Source organism: Nocardia cyriacigeorgica NBRC 100375, assembly GCF_000308555.1.
Classification (GTDB): domain Bacteria; phylum Actinomycetota; class Actinomycetes; order Mycobacteriales; family Mycobacteriaceae; genus Nocardia; species Nocardia cyriacigeorgica.
Window position 1 is genome coordinate 1 of the sequence record NZ_BAFY01000317.1, and the last position, 18,269, is coordinate 18,269.

Here is an 18,269-nt window from a genome sequence, read left to right on the forward strand (position 1 = left end):
GACGCCAGCCCGACTCCGTAGGTGGGGAACCAGTGCGGGTTGCTTGCCGGGGCTCGCCCCGCTACCTCTTCGAACGCTACCCACTTCGCGTCTGCCGCGCCTGATGCCGAAATGCCTGGGAGGCTGCTCCTTTCGGCGTCGGAGGAGCATTCCCCGTACGCTGATCGACCCCAACGCACTTCGCACAGCCTGGGCCCGGTGATGGGGCCTGATCGTGGGCGACTGCGGTGTCAGCAGACTTGTCAGCCCGGTATCAGGGCGATGTCAGCCCGGGCGGCGACGGTATTCCCATGACGAACACAGTGAACTACTCGACCAGCAACTCGACCGCTTCGGCCTGGACCGGCATGGTGCCCGTCGACGACACCGCCCTGTATGTGACCGATACCGGTGGTAGCGGTGTCCCGGTGGTCTACCTCAATGGCGCCTATGCCGACCACAAGCACTGGCGGAAGGTGATTGCCGAGCTCGGGCCTGGCCTCCGGCACATCTGCTTCGATGAGCGGGCTCGTGGCAAGTCCAAGCAGTCCGCCGACTATTCCTTCGAGGCCTGCCTGCGCGATATCGACGCCGTCCTCGACGCACGTGGGGTGGAGCGTGCGATTCTCGTCGGCTGGTCCTACGGCGGGGTGCTGGCCTGGCACTGGACCGACCGGAACCCCGATCGCGTCGCCGGCGTGGTGACCGTCGATTCCGCCCCCTACGGCCTCACCGGACCCGAGGGCGCCGAACGTATCCGGAAGCTGTTCCACCGCATGCGGTTCCTGCTGCCGCTGACCCGCCCGTTCGGCATGGCCGCGCGGATGAGCGCCGCCGAGCACGCCGAGGTCAATATCGAACTCAACGAGATCGCCGACGCCAGCGGGCCGGTGCTCGAGCGGCTGCGGCGCCCGGTGCGGTTTGTGGTGGCCACTGGCAACAGCCTCGGGAGTGAGGACGGCGAGATGGAGAAGGCACGGACCTCACTCGAGCCGGTATTCGCCAACAACCCGAATGTGGTTCTCAGCGCGAAGGTTTCCAGCAATCACTCCAAGATCCTGAGCAAGGACTTTCCTGCCATCGCCGACGCGGTCCGCGAGATCGCTGCATGAGTCCTGCTCCCCGTATCACGGACCTGGTCCGCCGGGCGTCGCCACTCGTGCGCCCGGCGGTCAGCCTTCAAGCCGAGGCCGACCGCTCCCTATCTGCTCACCGCGCGTAGGTATTCGCCTCGACGGTCCTGCGCCCAACCTTCGACCCGAGCCAGCGTGCGTAGCGGCGCGGGCCACGCGGCTCCCGGTGCGCCCGCCAGGCTCCCGACGGACTCAGCGCTCACCGGCGTGGCCATACTGCCCACACCAGCACCGCCAGCGGGACGCCGACCACCAGCACCCACCCGACCGCGATCACCGCGCCGCCCCGGCCGAGTGCCAACGCGCGAACGACAACCGAGGACGCAGCACCTCCACGTCCGCGACATGCATGACCCGGTTCAACTCGAGCGGGCCGAGATGATCCGGAGCGGGCAGGACCACCGCATCGGCCCCGGCGGCGCGTGCCTGATCCGCGACCGGCAACACCGAACGCTCGTCCGGCCACACGATCCGGTAGCCGAGATGCCGCGCGAACCGCGTCAACTGCGCGACGTCCCACTCGGGTGCGGTGCTCACCTCGTAATCGATCCATCCGAACGCGGTCGGCCTCATCATCTCCCCTGTCAGTCCCCTATTGGTGTGCGCCCACCGCCGGGGAACCGAGCTCGACCCGGCGGCGGGGCTGCGATCAGCTTTCCGCCGACGGGAGCGGGAGTTGTTCCTGTAGGGAACAATGCAGGTAAGGCGTTGGAACTCGATAGGGAAAGCGCAGGTGGATGGCATGACCGACGACCCGGATATCTTCATCGGTCAGCGGGTACGCCAGATTCGCGCGCGGCGGGGCATCACCCAGCAGGTACTCGCCGACCGGGTCGGGATCAGTCGATCGGTGATCGCGATGTATGAAGCCGGACTCCGGCCCGTGGATTCGCGCCGGACCCTGCTCGCGCTGGCGGCGGCGCTGGGTGTCACGATCGGCGACCTGACCGGGCACGAACAGGAGCGGCTGGACCCATCCGCCGCCGGGTTCCACTCGTCGGTGCCCGATATCGAAATCGCGTTGTGGTCGGCAGGCAACGTCACCCACACCGCGCCACCGCGCACCCTGGACGAACTGAGCACGGCCGCACAGCGTGCCGCAGAGCTGCGAATCGCATGCGACTATGCCGCCCTCGGGCCGATGCTCGCGCCAATGTTGACCGACTGCTCAGGCTCGCCACCGCGCCGCGAGGCACCTCGATCCTGCGTAATCCCACGTTCGGACCGGCCAACGTCCAGTTGTGGCGCATGTCGGCGGCCATGGAACGGCGCGAGCCGGGCCAGGTACTCGCCATCGCGCCGAGCCTTTCGGCGAACGACCTACCCGCGGAAGGGCGACGCGCGCAGTACTTCGTGGAAATCGGCCGCGCGCATGCGATGAAGCGCGACTACCGCAGTTCGCTGTACGCCCTGCTGCGCGCCGAACACACCGCCCCCCAGCATGTCCGGAACATGACCCACGTCCGCGAACTGGTCGGACACATGATGCGCACCGCACGACGCGACCTGACCACAGGAGAACTCGGCAAACTCGCGCAGCGCGTCGGCGTGGTACCCACCTGATCCGCCGATTCGCCCGTCCGGCTCAGCACAAGGGAGGCGAGCTTGGATATCAAGACCAGCCTGATCGTCGTAGGTCTCGTACTCGCGACGTTGCTGCTGCTCGCGATCATGGTGGCCGGGCTGGTCGCAGGGTTCGATGACTGGCGCAGTGAGCGCACCCGCAGACGCACCGGAGGAGGCAGGTCCTCCTCTCTCAGTGGCGAATCGGCCGAAAGCGGAAGCAGCAGCGGCGACGGAGGTGGCGGTGGCGGCGAATAACCGGCGGCACCGGCGCTGTGCCACCCAGCACGTGCGCCACTCACTCATCGGTTCGTGAGCAGGCCGGCCAGGTGCCGGACGTATTCCGCCCCCATCACCGCTTGCCCTGAGGTCGTGAAGTGGATGCGGTCGGCGCTGAGCAGGTTGACGCGGTCGTTGACGGGGTGGTTCCACATGTCGATGACGAGGGCGTTGTAGTCGTCGGCGACGCGGCGGGTCAGGTCGTTCATGGTTCGGATTCGCTTGTCCCAGTCGGCGAATGACGACATGACGAATGCTCGGCCGAGGGTGAAAGTGGTCAGCTGGGCGCCGGTGCGCGTCGCGGCGGCGTACATGCGGCGCATCGACTTCTCGATGGCGTCGAAGTCGGGGTCACGGCGCATGATGTCGTTGGGACCGCAGGGTAGATGCAGCAGGTCGGGGGCGAATTCGACGATGTTATCGAGCTGGTCGGTGAGGGTGTGGGCGGTGGTGGCGCCGATCTTCGCGAGGTTGCGGTATCGCGTGTCGGGGGCGAGGAGCCGCAGGACATGGGCGACGCGGTCTGCCCAGCCCGTGTTCGCGTAGCCGGGCGTGGGATCGCCGATGCCGGCGGACAGGCTGTCGCCGATGACGCCGAATCGGCGCCACGGGGCGTCGAAAAGCAATGCGGCGGCGGTTGTCTCGGAAAGGCAGAGCGGGTCGGTGTGTTCGGTCATTGTCTGCATGCGGTGGCCTTTCGGTTACAGCTTGCGGGTACGGGAAGTGATGCCGAGGGCCGTGGCAGCGGCCAGGACGGCGACGAGGGCGATGAACCACCAACCGTGCTGGAACGAGGCGCGTAGCCGGTCGGCGTCGAGTGAGCCGAGGACAGCGACCAGCACGGCCACGCCGAGCACGTAGCCGAGTTGGCGGGCGGTGTTCACTACGGCGCTGCCGGTGGCGGACTGGTCCGGGGGCAGGTCGACCGCGGCGGAGGCGATCATGCTCGGCAGTGCGAGGCCGATGCCGATGCCGGAGATCACCCAGCCGGGCAACACCGCGGTGAGGTATTGCGATGACGCGGGGTTGCTGACCAGCACCAGGAACACACCGGCCGCGAATAGCAGATTCCCCAGCGCGACGACGTAACCCACCGGCGTTCGCCGGAGCAGCCGCTGACCCACCGCAGCGAACACCGGCACCATGAGCGGGCCCGGGACTATGGCGAGTCCGGTTTCCATCGCGCTGAAGCCTGCCACGTTCTCCAGCCACAGTGCGATGCTCAGAAACCACGCGCCGAACGCGGTGCAGAAAGCCAGCACGGTGATATCGGCCCACACGAACGTCGGCACTCGGAACAGGGCAGGCGACACCACCGGATTCGGATGCCGCAGCATCCGCGCCACGAACAGGATCACACCGAGCACCGCGACGGCCAGTGTGGCAAGCGTGGCGGTCAGGGACCATTCGCTGCTCTGCACCAGGCCCAGCGACAGAGCACCGATCGCGACGATCAGCAGCGCCGCCCCCAACAAGTCGGGCATCCGAGCCCGTGTCCGCTCCGACAGGTTCGGCACCAGGCGCAGTGCCGCGAGCCCCGCCACCACACCGACTGGCAGATTGATCAGGAACACCAAGCGCCAGGACGCCTCCACCAACGCCCCACCGACGACGGGACCGAACGCTGCTGCCGCCGAACTCGTTGTCGCCCAGATCTTCACGGCTCCTGGCACCCGCTGCGGCGGCAGCACCGTGAGCAGCAGCCCCAAACTGGCGGGCGTCAATGCCGCGGCACCGACCGCCTGCACTACCCGGAACACCACCAGTGTCCACAGCCATGGTGCGACCGCGCAGGCCAGGCTCGCCAGTGTGAAGATGCCGAGCCCGACCAGGAATCCGGCCTTACGTCCGAAGCGATCCGACAAGCGCCCCGCCGGAATCAGCAGCGCCGCGTAGACGATGGCGTAGGCATTGAGCACCCAGCTCACGTCGGCGAGAGACGACTCCGGATAGGACTCGACGATATTCGTGAAGGCGACGTTGACGACGAAGACGTCGAGCATCGCCATGAAGGCGGCCGTACACAGGATCCACACGATCGCCGTCGACCGGACCGGGGCCGTCGTATTCGTGGTGAGCGATTGCTCGGCGGTTACGCCGTCCATCAGGCATTCCTCCTAGCCCGCATCGGGCTCGGCGATATACCCGGGCGCGACCGATGCGACGCCATAAACAATACGATCGGCCGTATGTATTTCACAACCCGCTCGCCCATGCGTACTGGGCGGCATACGATCGACCGTATGGTCACCACCGGGCACAAGACGGCCGAAGAGAGCGCCGACCTGCGGTTACAGCGCGGCGCGCGCTCTCGCCGGGCCGTCACCAGCCGCGCAGTCGACATCGCCTCGCAAGACGGTCTCGACGTCCTCAGCTTCGGACGTCTGGCCGGAGACCTCGGCATGAGCAAGGCTGGCATCCAAACCCTGTTCCGAACCAAAGAGGCACTACAGCTCGCGACCGTGGAAGCAGCGCAGGAAGCCTTCATCGAAGCCGTGGTCCGGCCCGCCGACGACTCCCCCGCCGGCGCCGCGCGAATCCGCGCGCTCGTCGATCGATGGATCGACTACGCCGCGCAACCGCTGTTCGCCGGCGGCTGCTTCTGGGGCGCGAACCTGCCGATTTTCGACAGTCGGCCCGGTCCGGTCCGGGATGCGCTACTAGCGCAACAGCGCGCTTGGCGGACGACTCTCGCGGCGCAGTTCGAGCGGGCCGTCACCGCGGGCGAGGTCGGCGACCTCGATCCCGAGGTAGCCGCCTTCCAGATCAGCGCGGTATTGAACGCGGTCAATCTGGCCCTGCGACTGGGTGAGGACGACAGCGTGAGCATGGCGCGGCAGGTGATCGACCGAATGCTCAGGGGCGATACCTGAGCCGGCAGTACCCGGCTCCGATGATTACTGCCGGCCACCGTCCGATGTTGTTGTGAGACCGAATCGTTCGGCGAACGCCGACATCTGGTCGCGCTGTTCCTCAGCGGTCGCGGCGGTCACGTTGACGACGATGCGCGTGACGCCGTGTTCAGCGAGCTGCTCGACGCGCTCGACCGTCGCATCGATCGAACCCCAGCGGGTGTACTCCAGCGCCGCAGGATCTCGGCCCGCGTCGGCGGCAGCCTTGCGGGCCAGGTCGAGCTGGAGATCGCGCTCGTCCTCGTCGAGCATGCCGCCGGCGAAATAGCCGTCGCCGCGCGTCCCGGCACGCCGTGCGGCGGCACGACTGGAACCGCCGACGTGGATCGGAAGAACCTCTGCCCCAGCGGGTTTCGGGTAGCTGCACAACTTCTCGAAGTCGAAGAATTCACCGTGATAGTCGACGCCCTCCGGCCCACCGGACCACAGCAGACGCAGCACGTCGATCGCTTCATCGGCCCGCCGCCCACGACTACGGAAGTCCACACCCATGGCCCGCGCCTCACCCGGCAACGCCCCGAGCCCGACGGTGAGCAACCGCATCCGCCCCTTGGAAAGCACGTCGATCGTGGCCAGCCGCTTGGCCAGCACCACGGGATGGCGGTACGGCAGCAGCAGTACACCCGTGCCGAGCAGCAGCCGCTCGGTGGTGGCGGCGACGAAGCTCAGACAGTCCAACGGATCGAAATACGGCAACGTCGGCGGCAGTTCCCCCGCACCATAATTCGCCCCCGGATACAACGCGATGTGATCCTGCACGTACAACGCCTCGAACCCACACCGCTCCGCGTGCCGCGCGAACGACACCAACCGATCAGGATCGGTCCCGTTGAACGGCGTCGGATAACTGATCGCGAACTTCATCCGATTCCCTTCCTCACCGCCCCGGCCCCGCGCCGGCGCAGATGGTCCACACCAGCGCCGAACGCTAAACCTTGCCGCCGACGTCAACGCAAGAACGCACGAACCAGAATCAGCTGGTATTGTACGGACAATCCCCGTACAGTAGTGGCAGGTATTTACTCCACGATTGCGCGCTGTACCCAGACTTGCCGGGCGGTCGTCAGAACCCAACGCGAGGTCACTGCAATGAGCACCAAAACCGAAAGATTCGAGATCAGGCTAGCGACCGAAGGCCGTAGCCAGATCGAAGAGGCGGCGCAGACCGTTGGCGAAACCGTGACCGAGTTCGTGCGGAACGCGGCGATCCAGCGCGCCGACCGCATCCTGGCACTGTCCAGTCGCACACTCATGTCCGCGGAACAGTTCGACGCGATGCTCGAGTCGCTCGATGTCGCCGATGAGGCCCCGGAGCTGGCCCAGCTGGCATCCCGCCCCCGGAGGTACGTACGCAAGTGACGCTGTTTTCAACAGCCCTCACATCAGAACACGATCTGTCGCAATTCGATTGCGGCAAAGCGGTTTTGAACGACTGGCTGCGCACCAAAGCCCTCGCCGCCGACAAAGGGATGACCAGCAGGACCTATGTCTGGATCATCGACGACGACCCGACAGTGAAGGGGTACTACTCGATCGCTCCCACGGTGGTCGATCGCGCTTCAGACGGTATCTCGAACAGCATGGCAGCGGGATTGCGGGCAGTGCCCGGATTTCTGCTCGCCAAATTCGCCCTCGACAAGTCTCTGCAAGGTCAGGGCTACGGTGCCGACCTACTCCATGACGCGATCACCAAGATGATGGGTGCCGCGCTCGTTTCAGGTGGCCGACTGATAGTGGTAGATGCCATCGACGACGCGGCAGCCGGCTTCTACCAGAAGCATGGTTTCATCCCGGTCTCGAACAGCCCCGGTCGTCTGGTCATCAAGATGTCGACGGCACTGAAGGCGTTCGGCATCGGCTGATACGCAGCAAGCCGATCCCCGTTACAGCGAACATCGCGGCTGGTGATCGATATGGCTGCAGGTTTTCGGCCACGTCGCTGAAACTTCAGCGTGAGAACGTCACGTGAATCGTTCCGCTCTCAGCGACTTCACTGTTCACCGTGTACCCGCTCTCCAGCTCGCGCAGGTCGTCCCACAGCCGCTCGCCGCGGCCGAGCAGGATCGGGGCGATCCCGACGTGCAGTTGATCGACGAGGCCTGCGGCCAGGTAGGTGCGGACGACGGAGATACCGCCGCCGATGCGGACGTCGAGGTCGCCTGCCGCCTTCTGCGCCAGGGCGAGGGCGTCTTCGGGGGTGTCCTGGAGGAAGTGAAAGGTGGTGCCGCCCTCCATCTCCAGCGTCGGGCGCTGTTCGTGGGTGAGCACGAAGACCGGGACGCCGAAGGGCGGGTTGGGGCCCCACCAGCCCTTCCAGTCCGGGTCACCGGGGTGAGCGTGCAGGCCGAACATGCCCGCGCCCATGATCTCGGCTCCGACACCCTCGAAATACGCGGCGGCGTACTTGTCGTCGACGCCGGTGGTGCCCGCGCCGGACGTGTCGCCGAAAACGCGCTCCCGGAAGGTGCGGGTCGCGACGTAGGACGCGACGAGGCGGCCCCAGTCCTGGCCCATCGGGTCCTCCGGAGTCTGATCCGTGGTCGTCGCGTATCCATCCAGCGAGATATTCAGATCGACGCGAACCCTGCCCATGACCACCCCTTCAGCTGATTGCAAAATGCAAGCACTAAGTTAGACAGTGCAGCGCCAGGCGTCAAGACGGACAGAGAAAGCGCGCGCGGCCGGCCGGAGATCCGAGGCCCCACCGCAGGCGCTAGTCGACTTTCAACACCCGGGTGTTATCCGGCCCGAGAGCCACGCCATCTGCGGCGATCGGCGCCAGCGGCGGGACCGGCGTGCCGCGCTCGTCGACGAGGGCGGAGTGGCTTTCGCCAGGCCCGAACGCGTGCCGTTCACCCCACTGCCGCAGCGTCACGATGACAGGGAACAGGTCGCGGCCGGCTTCGGTGAGCACGTATTCCTGGCGGCGACCGGAGGGTGCGGTGTGCTGGGCGATCAGTCCGTGGTCGGCGAGCTTGCGGAGGCGGTCGGTGAGGATATTGCGGGCGATGCCGGTACGGCGCTGGAATTCGGTGAACGATCGGGCGCCGTCCATGGCGTCGCGGATGACGAGCAGGCTCCACCGGTCGCCGACGAGATCGAGGGTGCGGGCGACCGGGCAGTGGGGGTCGGTCCAGCTTGTGGCGCGCTCCATGCCGCCTCCAATCAGTTGCAGATTGAAACCATCGTGCCTTATCGTCTGATTAGTTGCAATTTGCTACCGATTGGACCGAGATGAGCGTTCGGCAGCGAGCTCTGCTCGCACTGGGGTGTGGTGTCGCAGTCGCGAGTATCTATGCGGCGCAAGCGATTCTGGAGCCGATGGCGCGTGATCTCGGCGTTCCGGCCGAGCACGCGGGGTGGTTCGTCGCTGCCGCCCAGCTCGGCTACTTGATCGGCCTGATCCTGCTGGTCCCGCTCGGCGATGTGGTCGCCGACCGGCGCAGGCTCATCGCCGCGCACCTCGCGCTGATCGCCGCTGCCCTCATCGCGACCGCTACGGCACCGGTCGCGTGGGTGGCGTTCACCGCGCTCGCGGCGACCGGAGTGCTAGCGGTCGTCGTGCAGACCACGGTCGCGTACGCCGCGTCGGTCTCGGCGCCTGGCGAACGCGGGCGGAATATCGGGGTGGTGACCGCGGGTGTGGTGGTCGGCATTCTGGGTGCGCGAGTCGTCACCGGGGCGCTCGCCGACCTGGGCGGCTGGCGCAGCGTTTACGGTGTGCTCGCCGGGCTGTCGGTCGCCCTCGCCGCGCTCGTCCTCGTCGCCCTGCCGCCGCACGAGGTACTGACGTCGCCCGAAGCGCTGGCGCCGCCCGAAGCACTGCCGTCGTGTGAAGCACCGTCGTTGCGCGAAGCACTGACGCCGCACGAAGCGCCGTCGCCCGCGCTCCCGGCACCCGCCGCCTACCGCCGAGCCGTGGCCGCACTCGGCGGGCTGTTCAGCGAGCGAAACTTCTTGGCACACGGGCTGATCGGATTCTTGCTGTTCGCCGCGTTCGGCACCCTGTGGAGCGGATACGCCGTGGCGCTGGCAGACGGCCCATGGCACATGAGTGAAAGCCGGATCGGACTGTTCGGCGTGGCCGGGGTCGTCGGCGCGCTCGGCGCGGCACGCGCGGGCCGGTGGGCGGATGCGGGCCGGGCGAAGACGGTGACCGGCGTTGCGCTCGCCCTGCTTATCGTCTCGTGGGCCGCGATCGCGCAACTGCCGCGGTCGCTGTGGCTGCTCGCGGCCGGGGTCGTGATACTCGATTTCGCGGTGCAGGCCGTCCACGTGAGCAATCAGCATGCGCTCACCGCCAAGTATCCGGATCGCGTCAGCAGCGTCATCGGCGGCTACATGGTGTTCTACGCACTCGGCTCCGCCCTCGGCGCGGCCGCCACCACCGCCGTGTTCAGCGCGCACGGCTGGGCGGGCTCGTGCCTGCTCGGCGCGGGATTCGCGGCGTGCGCACTCACCGTCTGGTCCATCGCACGACGGCACCCACACAGACGAGCGATCGACACCGCGCGGTCCGAGCCGCTGACTCCGGATTCGGCGAGCCGGGCGGGCGCCGATGGCCGGCCGCAATCGGTCCGGTATCGCGGCGCGGAGGTCTGCGGCACGTGCAGACCGACCTAGTATTCCCGTGTGGGACTGCTCTTCGAAACACGCGCCTCGGATTCACCGTGGGTCGAATCCATCTGGACGTGCCGTGCCGACGAGGTCTCCACGATGACGTCGGTCGCCAGCGAGACCTGGGGCCTGGCGTTCTGGGAGCAGGACGGGCAGCGGTATGCGGCGGTGACCGGGCCGGAGACCCGCGCGGGGACGGCGCCGGTGCCCGAGGGCGCGGTGTTCACCGGTGTTCAGTTCGCGGTCGGGACATCGCTGCGCAGCGTCGCCACGCCGACGCTGGTCGACGGCGGGATCGTGCTGCCGGATGTGAGCGATCGGAAGTTCTGGCTCGACGGTGCGCACCGGGAGATTCCGGGCCCCGATGACGTCGAAGCGCTCGTCGAACGGCTCGTCCAGGAGGGCGTGCTGGTGCGCGATCCGCTGGTCGCCGCCCCCCTACGAGGTTCACCGCCGGACGTCAGCGACCGCACCCTGGAGCGCCGGTTCCGGGCCGCGACCGGACTCACCCACGGCGCGGTCCGTCAGATCGAGCGTGCCCGCACGGCGGCCTTCCTGCTGATGACGGGCGAGACGCCGGGCGATGTCGTCGCCAAGCTCGACTACTACGACGAACCGCATCTGGCCCGCGCGCTGCGCCGCTACGTCGGGCGCACCGCCGGACAGCTGCGCACCCAGACTGGCGGCGCGATCGCCCTCGATGCCACTCAGCGCACCACGTCGTAGATCAGCTTGGTGACCCCGTTGGAGTAGCTCGCCGAATCCCGCAGGCGCAGCTGCTGCTTGTCGCGATCGGTGCGCGGGAACAGGTATTTGCCCGCGCCGAGCAGCACCGGGAACACCAGCAGGTTGTAGCGGTCGATCAGCTCGGCCTCAGCGAGGCGCAGGGCCAGCTCGGCGCTGCCGTGGATGAAGATGCCGCCGCCGTCGGTCTGCTTCAGCTTCGCGACGTCGTCCTCCGAGCGCAGGATGGTGATCGGGCCCCAGCCGTCGATCAGGGCGTCCTCGGTCAGGCTGGAGGACACCACATACTTCGGCAGATCCTTGTAGGCGGCGTGGTCCTCGGAATCGCGCCAGATCGGGGCGAAGGCCTCGTAACTGCGGCGGCCGAACATCAAGGCCCCGGTATCGGCGAGCTCCTCGGCCTTGAGCGAGTAGGCCTCCGGGACGAACTCGGTCTGCATGACCCAGCCGCCGCTGCGATGTCCCTCGGCCGTGCCGCCCGGCGAATCCACGACGCCGTCCAGCGACATGAAGCCCGTGTAGACGAGTTCGCGTGCCATCAATTCCTCCTGATTGTGTGCTTCGGCTTGTTCTCGTGGCCAAGCTTATGAACGGCCAACGGCGATGTCTTGGACGAAACCGACACCCGCGAGTTCTGTCGTCAGCCGGCCCGTGACCTGCTGATCTGCCGCCTCAGCGACGGGCGCGCGGCCTCCCGTTAGGCTGACCCGGGAATGTCGGGCGAGCCGGGAGCATGGGAATTGAACACCTATCCGGGCGGGTGGCCGCCGCCGCAGGGGCAGCAGCAGAATCGTCGACTCCTGGTCGTGCTCATGCCTTTTCTGGTGTTGGCCCTGGTCGCCGCCGCGGTCGGCATCGGGTTGCTGGCGCGCGGCGCGGTAACGACGGAGATCACCGGCACCGCGACCGCGATGGCCGACGGCTCCACCCCGAAGAATGTGCTGGCCGACGGCGCGGTGCGGGTCGGCGAGGAGGACGCGAAGGTGACCGTCCGGATCGTCATGGACCTGCAATGCCCCGCCTGCAAGGCCTTCGAGGAGGCCAACGGTTCCGTGCTCGAGGATGCCGTGCGCGACGGCACCGCGGCCGTCGAATACAGCGTCATCACCTTCCTGGACAGCATGAGCGAAACCGAATACTCCTCCCGGGCCGGCAACGCATCGTTCTGCGTCGCCAACAGCGGCCTGGACAATTACCAGAGCTGGCTGTCGGAAATGTATGCCCAGCAGCCGGTCGAGGGCGGCGAAGGCCTGCCCGACAGCGAACTGATCGATATCGCCGAATTCGCCAGATACACCGATTCCGCTGTGGCCGAATGCATTACCAACAGGCAGTACGACAGCTATCTACGCACGAAGACCACCGAAGTCCTCGCCACCGGCATCACCGGCACGCCCACCGTCTACGTCAACGACGAGGAAGTCACCGACCGCAACGCCCTCATGACTCCTGGCGGCCTCGCCTCGGTGATCGCGGCCGCGCGGTGAGTTAGCCGCGAATGCCTGCACGAGCCGCCGCCGCGGGTGGATCATGGGGCGGACAACGTTGTCGGCGGAGGGATGGCGGCATGGCGCGAACCTGGTCGAGGCGACAATTTCTGCAGGTCTCCGCGGTGGGAGCCGGCCTGCTCGCCGTGCCGGGGCTGATCGGCGGATGTGATGCGGTCGGGCTGGGGAACACCCTGGAGAAGATCAGAGACGCGGGTGTGGTGAAGGTCGGGTATTCCGGCGAGCGACCCTACGCCTACGACGACAACGGTCTCGTCGGCGCCATTCCCGCGGTCGATCGCGCGGTATTCGAGCGGCTCGGCGTCGACCGGCTCGAAGGCGTGCTCGTGCCGTTCCGCAGTTTGATCGGCGGGGTGAATTCGGGGGCTTTCGACGTGATATCGGCGGGCATGTTCGTCAACAAGGCCCGCTGCGAGCAGATCGCCTTCAGCGAACCGATCTACTGCGCGCAATCGGCATTGCTGGTGCGCCGGGGTAATCCGCGGCAGCTCATCGACTTCGATGCGGTGGCCCGCACCGGTGCGACCGTCGCCGTGCTGGCCGGTGCGGTCGAAGAGTCGTATGCGCGCGGAGCCGGCGTCACGGACGAGAAGATCAGGGTGGTCGGCGGCCAGGACGAAGGTCTCGCACAGGTCGCGCAGGGACAGGTCGACGCCTTCGCGCTGACCAGTATTTCCCTGCGCGCCATGCTCGAACGGGCCAGTCAGTCCGCGCCCTCCGGCCCAGACGGCGGCCCGGCGGTATGGGCGGGCGAGGTCGAGCTGACACCGCCGTTCACCGCGATGGTGGACGGGAAACCGCGGCTGGGCTGCGGTGCCGCGGGATTCCGGAAAACCGACGGATCCCTGCGTGACGCCTACAACCGTGAATTGGCCGTGCTCCGCCGGGAGGGCCGGATACTCGAGCTCACCGCACCGTATGGATTCACCGCGGCCGAAATGCCGGATTCTTCGGTCCGGACCGAAGATCTGTGCACAATCGACAGCGGCGGCAGTGTCCGTGGCCCGCTGCCACGGTAGAACCGCTCGCAGGATCGGCCCGAACGCCCAAACGCAACTCGCCTCGGCTGATGTGGGGAATCCATGAAAGATTCACGAGGGCAAGAACAACGGCACCGGCGCGCAGACATCGATGCGCCGGTCACCATCACCGCCGCCGCGCTGACGATACTGTTCCTGACCGTCGGCGTGACGTTCTCCGACGAGATGCGCGTGGCCGGCGAACACATCTACGCCTTCATCGCCCGGCAATTCGGCTGGGTCTTCGTGATGTCGACGGCCGGGTTCGTGTTCTTCATTCTCTATCTCGCGTTCAGCAAGTACGGGCGAGTGAAACTCGGCGAGCCCGGCGACGAACCCGCGTACTCGACGTTCTCCTGGATCGCAATGATGTTCGCCCTCGGCGTCGGCATCGGCCTGATCTTCTACGGCGCCTACGAGCCGGTGACATTGTGGGCGGAGCCGCCGCCCGGCGGTCCGGAGCCGCGCACCGACGCGGCAGCCGTGGTCGCCATGCAGTACTCGATCTTCCACTGGGCGCTGCACCCGTGGGCGTTCTTCGGTGTCGCGGGCCTCGCCTTCGCCTACGCGACCATCGTCAAGGGGCGGCCGTCGCTGGTCAGCGCCACGTTGAAGCCGTTGATGGGCAAGCGTTCCGACGGGTTGGCCGGGCGGGGCATCGACACCTGGGTCATCGTGACCACGATGGTCGGCAATGCGGTGACGCTCGGCCTCGGCACGTTGCAAATCGTCGCCGGGCTCGGCTTCATCTCCGATATCGAAAGTTCCACGCTGGTGCTGGTTCTCGTGGTCGGATTGCTGACCGCCGCCTTCATCTTCTCGGCGGTCGCCGGGGTGGACAAGGGCATCAAGCGGCTCGCCGATTTCAATACGCTGCTCGCCATCGCGCTCGGACTGTTCATTCTGGTGCTCGGACCGTTCTCGTTCATCTTCAATCTGCTGTCGCAGGCGATGGGCGGGTATATCTTCAACTTCCTGCCGATGTCGTTCGAGACCGGCGCCTTCGCCGACGGGCAGTGGATGCAGGATTGGACCGTCTTCTTCTGGGCGTGGGGAATCTCCTGGGCGCCCTACGTCGGCAGCTTTCTGGCGAAGATCTCCCGTGGGCGCACGATCCGCGAATACGTTTTCGGGGTACTGATCGCGCCGAGCCTGGCGACCATCGTCTGGTTCTCCATTCTCGGCGGCGCGGCCTTGGATCTGCAATTGAGCGGGGAACGCGATATCGCCGCGGTCGCGTCGGAGAGCGCCCAAGCCGCGTTCTTCGAAGTGCTGGCGGCCTTCCCACTGTCCACCGTCACCAGTATCGCGGTGATCATTCTGGCCGGTGTGTTCTTCATCAGCGGCGCGGACGCGGGCGCCATCGTGCTCGGCACCTTCTCCTCGAAGGGCGCCGACGAGCCGAAGAAATGGCTGGTGATCGCCTGGGGCCTGCTCGTCGGCGCGGTCGCCTTGACGCTGCTGGTGGTCGGCGGGCTGGACGCGCTGCAATGGGGCGCCATCGTTGTCGCCTCACCATTCGTCTTGATTCTGGTGGCGATGTGTGTCGGGCTCGGGAAAGAGCTACGCGCGGATGTGAAGGCCGGGCGGGTGACGATGGTGGGTAAGAGCACCGAAAAGATCCGGGCCCGCAGCGCATCGGTGTCGAGAAAGTACCGGCCCGAAAACTGACCCGACTCGCCGCCGTCATGGGCGAATTCCGCGATTCGGTGGCGCAGTCGTCTCCGATCAGGCAATCATTTCCGATGCAGGTGCGTTTTGCGTGATCCTTCCGTGTTCGTTCCGACGATAGGAGAGATACGTGCGTACATTCCCTGCTCTATCCGCCGCGATCGCCGTCATGGGGATCGGTGTGGCCACCGCCGCCCTGGTCGGTCCTGCCGGTACTGCCGAGGAAACACCCACCGTGGTCTACGAACTCAACGCCCAGCCCGCCCCGAGCCCGCCCTCCTCCGGACCTGCGACACAGTCCCAGCAACCAGCGAGCCCGCCGTCCCCGGCCAGCACACCTACAATCCGGGACCACCCGAACCGGAAAACGGCGATGACGGCTATGAGGGCTCGGACGAGGACGACGACGAGTAACCCTCCCGCCGCAACACCACCGTCCGGCTGGTCGGCATACCAGAGCGGAGAGCCGGACGGTGGCATTCGCGCTGCTGCGATGAATGGGTGGCCTTCGCCCGGATCTGAACGCGTGAGCGCGATCCCCCGCTAGCATGGTGCCATGTCCACGCCGCAGATCGAGCGTCCTGACCTGCCCGAATACATGACGTGGGAGGAGCTCGAGCGGCTTCCCGAAGAGCTGGCGAGCCAGATCGAGCTATGGGACGGGCGTGTGGTGTGGGTTCGGCGCGGGCCGTTCGAACACCAGCAGTACACCGGCCTACTGTGGACAGCGCTACGCCGCGCAGCAGGCCGCGAGATGTCGGCGACTACCGATTCCGGTCACTGCTGGCAAGTGGGTATGGAGACGAATGTGTTCCTCCAGCCCAACGGCAAGTCAGACTTCGTCACGCCGGATTTCCTGGTCTTTCGCTGCCTCGAGTCGGATTACCAGGACATCCGCTCCAGTGACGTGCTCCTCGCCGGCGAGGTGCTGTCACCGTCCAACACCCAGACCGACATCGAGGCCAAGAAGGCCCGCTATGCGAGCAGCGGAATCCCCTGGTACTGGGAGGTCCGCCTCGCTCGCGACCCACGCGGAATCGCCAGTGTTCGCGCCTACGGCTTGGACATCAACCATGCCCAGCTCCCGGATGGCGTCCGCCCACTCCGCCGCGCCAATTACCTCGTTGCGGCGGAGTGGTTCCCGGGCGAGACGACCGGCATCGACTTCGAGCATCCGTTCCCGATTCATGTTCCCTGGACCGAGCTCAAGTTCTGATCCTGATGCGGCACAGACTTCCTGTGCCGCATTACTCAGCGGTTGGCGGCGATGATGAGGTCGGCGGCCTTTTCGCCGATGACCACGGCCGGGGCATGGGTGTGACCGCGGATGATGGTCGGCATCACCGAGGCGTCGGCTACCCGCAGGGCCTCGACGCCGCGGACCTTCAGGTCCGGGGTGACGACACTGGCGGCGTCGGTGCCCATGCGGCAGGTGCTCGTCGGGTGGTAGAGGGTGTGTGAGTGCCAGGTGAGGGCGTCTTCGAGGGTCTGCTCGATGGTCGGCTGCTCACGTTTGGGCTGCAGGAAGCGGCCGATCTTGGCGCCGAGTGGCTCGGAGGTCATGATGCGGTGCGCGGTGCGCAGTCCGGCCATCAGGGCGGCGCGGTCGGCGCCGTCGCTGTCGGACAGGTACTTCGGGTCGACAACGGCCTTGGCCAGCGGATCACCGGAGGCGAGGGTCACGGTGCCGCGGCTGCGTGGCCGCAACAGGATCGGGCCGATCGCGATGCCGTGGCCGGGGGCCACACCGATCCCTTCGTCGTAGAACGGGGCGGGTCCGAAGATGATCTCCAGATCGGGCAGCTCCAGCTCGGGCCTGCTGCGCACGAACCCGTACGCCTCACCCACATTGGAGGTGAGCATGCCGCGCCTGCGCACCAGGTAGTTGATCAGCTCGAGCGGCTTCTCCGCATCGAACAGGGTGCCGGACTCGACGGCGAAACCGATCAGCGAGATCAGGTGGTCGGTGAGATTGCGGCCCACTTCGGGAAGGTCGTGCACCACCGGAATACCGTGCGCGCGAAGCTGTTCGGCGTCGCCGATGCCGGACAGTTGCAGCAGTTGCGGGCTGTTGATCGCACCGCCGCACAGCACCACTTCCTTGCGGGCGCGCACGGTCTTGGTCACGCCGTTCTCGCGGTATTCGATGCCGACGGCGCGGTTGCCCTGGAACAGCACCCGGCTCGCCTGCGCTTCGATGATCACGGTGAGGTTCGGCCGTTTGCGTGCGGGCTTCAGGTACGCGTCGGCGGTGCTCCAGCGGGCGCCGCGCTGCTGGCACACCATGGTCTGGGTGAACCCTTCCGGCTGCGGCAGGTTCGCGCGCTCGGTCTTGAAACCGGCGTGCTCGGCCGCGGCGAGGAAGTCGGCGGTCCAGCGGCTGGCGCTGCGCTGGTGCGAGATGTGCAGCGGGCCATCACGGCCCTCGTCGGGTTCGGCCGCGCCTTCGACGGATTCGATGCGCTTGAAGTATTCGACGACGTTCGCGAACGACCAGTCCTCCCCCGCGGCTCGGGCCCACTCGTCGTAATCGGCGGCGTATCCGCGCACCCACATCATCGCGTTCATCGACGACGATCCGCCGAGCATCTTGCCGCGCGGCCAGAAGATCTGCCGGTCACCGAGTTCCGGCTGCGGGGTGGTGAGGTAGTTCCAGTCCAGGTCGGTCTGGAACAGCTTGGAGAAGGCGGCCGGAATGTGGATGGCCTGATTCTTGTCCTCTGGCCCGGCCTCCAGGGCGATGACCGTGTCGGACGAGCGCTCGCTGAGCCGTGCGGCGACCACCGCACCCGAGGAGCCGGTACCGACGACGACGTAATCGGCGATGCTGTTGGTGCTCATGAT

The 18,269-nt window shown here is 66.8% G+C and carries 21 protein-coding genes; 13 read left to right on the top strand and 8 right to left on the bottom strand.

The genetic code is table 11. The annotated features are described in order from the left end of the window. The first annotated feature begins 290 nt into the window (after nt 1–290). On the top strand, nt 291–1,091 hold the full coding sequence (locus RJ05_RS26695; protein ID WP_036542165.1) for an alpha/beta fold hydrolase: 801 nt from the start codon (nt 291–293) through the stop codon (nt 1,089–1,091). Nucleotides 1,092–1,385: 294 nt separating this feature from the next. On the opposite strand, the gene RJ05_RS26700 is transcribed toward RJ05_RS26695, so the two are convergent. Then, nucleotides 1,386–1,685, bottom strand: coding sequence for a Rossmann-fold NAD(P)-binding domain-containing protein (locus RJ05_RS26700; RefSeq protein ID WP_036542202.1), 300 nt, complete (start codon nt 1,683–1,685; stop codon nt 1,386–1,388). Between the two features lie 169 nt (nt 1,686–1,854). Between RJ05_RS26700 and RJ05_RS30385 the strand changes: the two genes are divergently transcribed. Genes RJ05_RS30385 through RJ05_RS26715 form a run of 3 tightly spaced genes read left to right on the top strand, consistent with a single transcriptional unit; the run spans nt 1,855 to nt 2,933 of the window. Next, nucleotides 1,855–2,493: a helix-turn-helix domain-containing protein gene (locus RJ05_RS30385; RefSeq protein WP_162140655.1), complete on the top strand. Its 639-nt coding sequence runs from the start codon at nt 1,855–1,857 to the stop codon at nt 2,491–2,493. Next, the gene (locus RJ05_RS26710) at nt 2,490–2,675 is read left to right on the top strand and encodes a hypothetical protein (protein WP_156090868.1); all 186 of its coding nucleotides are present in this window, start codon (nt 2,490–2,492) and stop codon (nt 2,673–2,675) included. Before RJ05_RS30385 ends, RJ05_RS26710 begins: the two co-directional genes overlap by 4 nt. Before the next feature lie 42 nt (nt 2,676–2,717). After that, entirely contained in the window at nt 2,718–2,933 is a 216-nt protein-coding gene (locus RJ05_RS26715) for a hypothetical protein (RefSeq protein ID WP_036542167.1), read from the top strand. Between the two features lie 44 nt (nt 2,934–2,977). Here RJ05_RS26715 and RJ05_RS26720 read toward each other — a convergent pair whose 3' ends face one another. Then, entirely contained in the window at nt 2,978–3,640 is a 663-nt protein-coding gene (locus RJ05_RS26720) for an SGNH/GDSL hydrolase family protein (RefSeq protein WP_036542169.1), read from the bottom strand. A gap of 15 nt (nt 3,641–3,655) precedes the next feature. Beyond that, on the bottom strand, nt 3,656–5,059 hold the full coding sequence (locus RJ05_RS26725; RefSeq protein WP_036542171.1) for an MFS transporter: 1,404 nt from the start codon (nt 5,057–5,059) through the stop codon (nt 3,656–3,658). Here RJ05_RS26725 and RJ05_RS26730 point away from each other — a divergent pair. Then, the gene (locus tag RJ05_RS26730; RefSeq protein WP_249040613.1) at nt 5,036–5,827 is read left to right on the top strand and encodes a TetR/AcrR family transcriptional regulator; all 792 of its coding nucleotides are present in this window, start codon (nt 5,036–5,038) and stop codon (nt 5,825–5,827) included. The two genes, RJ05_RS26725 and RJ05_RS26730, sit on opposite strands and share 24 nt — an antisense overlap. Nucleotides 5,828–5,851: 24 nt before the next feature. Here RJ05_RS26730 and RJ05_RS26735 read toward each other — a convergent pair whose 3' ends face one another. Continuing rightward, nucleotides 5,852–6,730 carry a TIGR03619 family F420-dependent LLM class oxidoreductase gene (locus RJ05_RS26735; RefSeq protein ID WP_036542175.1) on the bottom strand — a complete coding sequence of 293 codons (879 nt, stop codon included), beginning with the start codon at nt 6,728–6,730 and terminating at the stop codon, nt 5,852–5,854. Nucleotides 6,731–6,955: 225 nt separating this feature from the next. Between RJ05_RS26735 and RJ05_RS26740 the strand changes: the two genes are divergently transcribed. Continuing rightward, complete coding sequence (locus tag RJ05_RS26740) at nt 6,956–7,225, top strand: type II toxin-antitoxin system TacA family antitoxin (protein ID WP_036542176.1); 270 nt, start codon at nt 6,956–6,958, stop codon at nt 7,223–7,225. Next, nucleotides 7,222–7,728, top strand: coding sequence for a GNAT family N-acetyltransferase (locus RJ05_RS26745; protein WP_249040612.1), 507 nt, complete (start codon nt 7,222–7,224; stop codon nt 7,726–7,728). Before RJ05_RS26740 ends, RJ05_RS26745 begins: the two co-directional genes overlap by 4 nt. A gap of 85 nt (nt 7,729–7,813) precedes the next feature. Here the strand turns inward: RJ05_RS26745 and RJ05_RS26750 are convergent, their stop codons facing one another. Next, nucleotides 7,814–8,458 (bottom strand): dihydrofolate reductase family protein, encoded by a 645-nt coding sequence (locus RJ05_RS26750; RefSeq protein ID WP_036542178.1) that lies wholly within the window; start codon nt 8,456–8,458, stop codon nt 7,814–7,816. Between the two features lie 121 nt (nt 8,459–8,579). Next, complete coding sequence (locus RJ05_RS26755; RefSeq protein ID WP_036542180.1) at nt 8,580–9,020, bottom strand: winged helix-turn-helix transcriptional regulator; 441 nt, start codon at nt 9,018–9,020, stop codon at nt 8,580–8,582. A gap of 80 nt (nt 9,021–9,100) precedes the next feature. Between RJ05_RS26755 and RJ05_RS26760 the strand changes: the two genes are divergently transcribed. Both RJ05_RS26760 and RJ05_RS26765 read left to right on the top strand, forming a co-directional pair. Further along, a complete protein-coding gene (locus tag RJ05_RS26760; RefSeq protein WP_051016944.1) occupies nt 9,101–10,489 on the top strand; it encodes an MFS transporter in 1,389 nt (462 codons plus the stop codon). A 9-nt stretch (nt 10,490–10,498) separates the two neighbouring features. Beyond that, nucleotides 10,499–11,209: a helix-turn-helix domain-containing protein gene (locus RJ05_RS26765; protein ID WP_036542181.1), complete on the top strand. Its 711-nt coding sequence runs from the start codon at nt 10,499–10,501 to the stop codon at nt 11,207–11,209. On the opposite strand, the gene RJ05_RS26770 is transcribed toward RJ05_RS26765, so the two are convergent. After that, the gene (locus RJ05_RS26770; protein ID WP_081597562.1) at nt 11,191–11,766 is read right to left on the bottom strand and encodes a dihydrofolate reductase family protein; all 576 of its coding nucleotides are present in this window, start codon (nt 11,764–11,766) and stop codon (nt 11,191–11,193) included. The two genes, RJ05_RS26765 and RJ05_RS26770, sit on opposite strands and share 19 nt — an antisense overlap. A 273-nt stretch (nt 11,767–12,039) precedes the next feature. Between RJ05_RS26770 and RJ05_RS26775 the strand changes: the two genes are divergently transcribed. The 4 genes from RJ05_RS26775 (at nt 12,040) to RJ05_RS26790 (ending at nt 16,641) form a co-directional block, all read left to right on the top strand. Then, entirely contained in the window at nt 12,040–12,714 is a 675-nt protein-coding gene (locus RJ05_RS26775) for a DsbA family protein (protein WP_249040615.1), read from the top strand. Nucleotides 12,715–12,839: 125 nt separating this feature from the next. Next, entirely contained in the window at nt 12,840–13,754 is a 915-nt protein-coding gene (locus RJ05_RS26780) for a transporter substrate-binding domain-containing protein (RefSeq protein WP_051016945.1), read from the top strand. Between the two features lie 63 nt (nt 13,755–13,817). Beyond that, nucleotides 13,818–15,425, top strand: coding sequence for a BCCT family transporter (locus RJ05_RS26785; protein WP_036542184.1), 1,608 nt, complete (start codon nt 13,818–13,820; stop codon nt 15,423–15,425). 556 nt (nt 15,426–15,981) lie between these two features. Continuing rightward, a complete protein-coding gene (locus tag RJ05_RS26790) occupies nt 15,982–16,641 on the top strand; it encodes a Uma2 family endonuclease (protein ID WP_036542186.1) in 660 nt (219 codons plus the stop codon). Nucleotides 16,642–16,676: 35 nt separating this feature from the next. On the opposite strand, the gene RJ05_RS26795 is transcribed toward RJ05_RS26790, so the two are convergent. Continuing rightward, entirely contained in the window at nt 16,677–18,266 is a 1,590-nt protein-coding gene (locus RJ05_RS26795; RefSeq protein ID WP_036542188.1) for a GMC family oxidoreductase, read from the bottom strand. Nucleotides 18,267–18,269 lie beyond the last annotated feature (3 nt).

Excerpts from the sequence above, each read along its gene's own strand:
- RJ05_RS26695 (WP_036542165.1), top strand. The coding sequence starts at position 291 with ATGACGAACACAGTGAACTACTCGACCAGCAACTCGACCGCTTCGGCC.
- RJ05_RS26700 (WP_036542202.1), bottom strand. The coding sequence starts at position 1,685 with ATGAGGCCGACCGCGTTCGGATGGATCGATTACGAGGTGAGCACCGCA.
- RJ05_RS30385 (WP_162140655.1), top strand. The coding sequence starts at position 1,855 with ATGACCGACGACCCGGATATCTTCATCGGTCAGCGGGTACGCCAGATT.
- RJ05_RS26710 (WP_156090868.1), top strand. The coding sequence starts at position 2,490 with ATGAAGCGCGACTACCGCAGTTCGCTGTACGCCCTGCTGCGCGCCGAA.
- RJ05_RS26720 (WP_036542169.1), bottom strand. The coding sequence starts at position 3,640 with ATGCAGACAATGACCGAACACACCGACCCGCTCTGCCTTTCCGAGACA.
- RJ05_RS26725 (WP_036542171.1), bottom strand. The coding sequence starts at position 5,059 with ATGGACGGCGTAACCGCCGAGCAATCGCTCACCACGAATACGACGGCC.
- RJ05_RS26735 (WP_036542175.1), bottom strand. The coding sequence starts at position 6,730 with ATGAAGTTCGCGATCAGTTATCCGACGCCGTTCAACGGGACCGATCCT.
- RJ05_RS26740 (WP_036542176.1), top strand. The coding sequence starts at position 6,956 with ATGAGCACCAAAACCGAAAGATTCGAGATCAGGCTAGCGACCGAAGGC.
- RJ05_RS26750 (WP_036542178.1), bottom strand. The coding sequence starts at position 8,458 with ATGGGCAGGGTTCGCGTCGATCTGAATATCTCGCTGGATGGATACGCG.
- RJ05_RS26755 (WP_036542180.1), bottom strand. The coding sequence starts at position 9,020 with ATGGAGCGCGCCACAAGCTGGACCGACCCCCACTGCCCGGTCGCCCGC.
- RJ05_RS26760 (WP_051016944.1), top strand. The coding sequence starts at position 9,101 with ATGAGCGTTCGGCAGCGAGCTCTGCTCGCACTGGGGTGTGGTGTCGCA.
- RJ05_RS26770 (WP_081597562.1), bottom strand. The coding sequence starts at position 11,766 with ATGGCACGCGAACTCGTCTACACGGGCTTCATGTCGCTGGACGGCGTC.
- RJ05_RS26775 (WP_249040615.1), top strand. The coding sequence starts at position 12,040 with ATGCCTTTTCTGGTGTTGGCCCTGGTCGCCGCCGCGGTCGGCATCGGG.
- RJ05_RS26785 (WP_036542184.1), top strand. The coding sequence starts at position 13,818 with ATGAAAGATTCACGAGGGCAAGAACAACGGCACCGGCGCGCAGACATC.
- RJ05_RS26790 (WP_036542186.1), top strand. The coding sequence starts at position 15,982 with ATGTCCACGCCGCAGATCGAGCGTCCTGACCTGCCCGAATACATGACG.
- RJ05_RS26795 (WP_036542188.1), bottom strand. The coding sequence starts at position 18,266 with ATGAGCACCAACAGCATCGCCGATTACGTCGTCGTCGGTACCGGCTCC.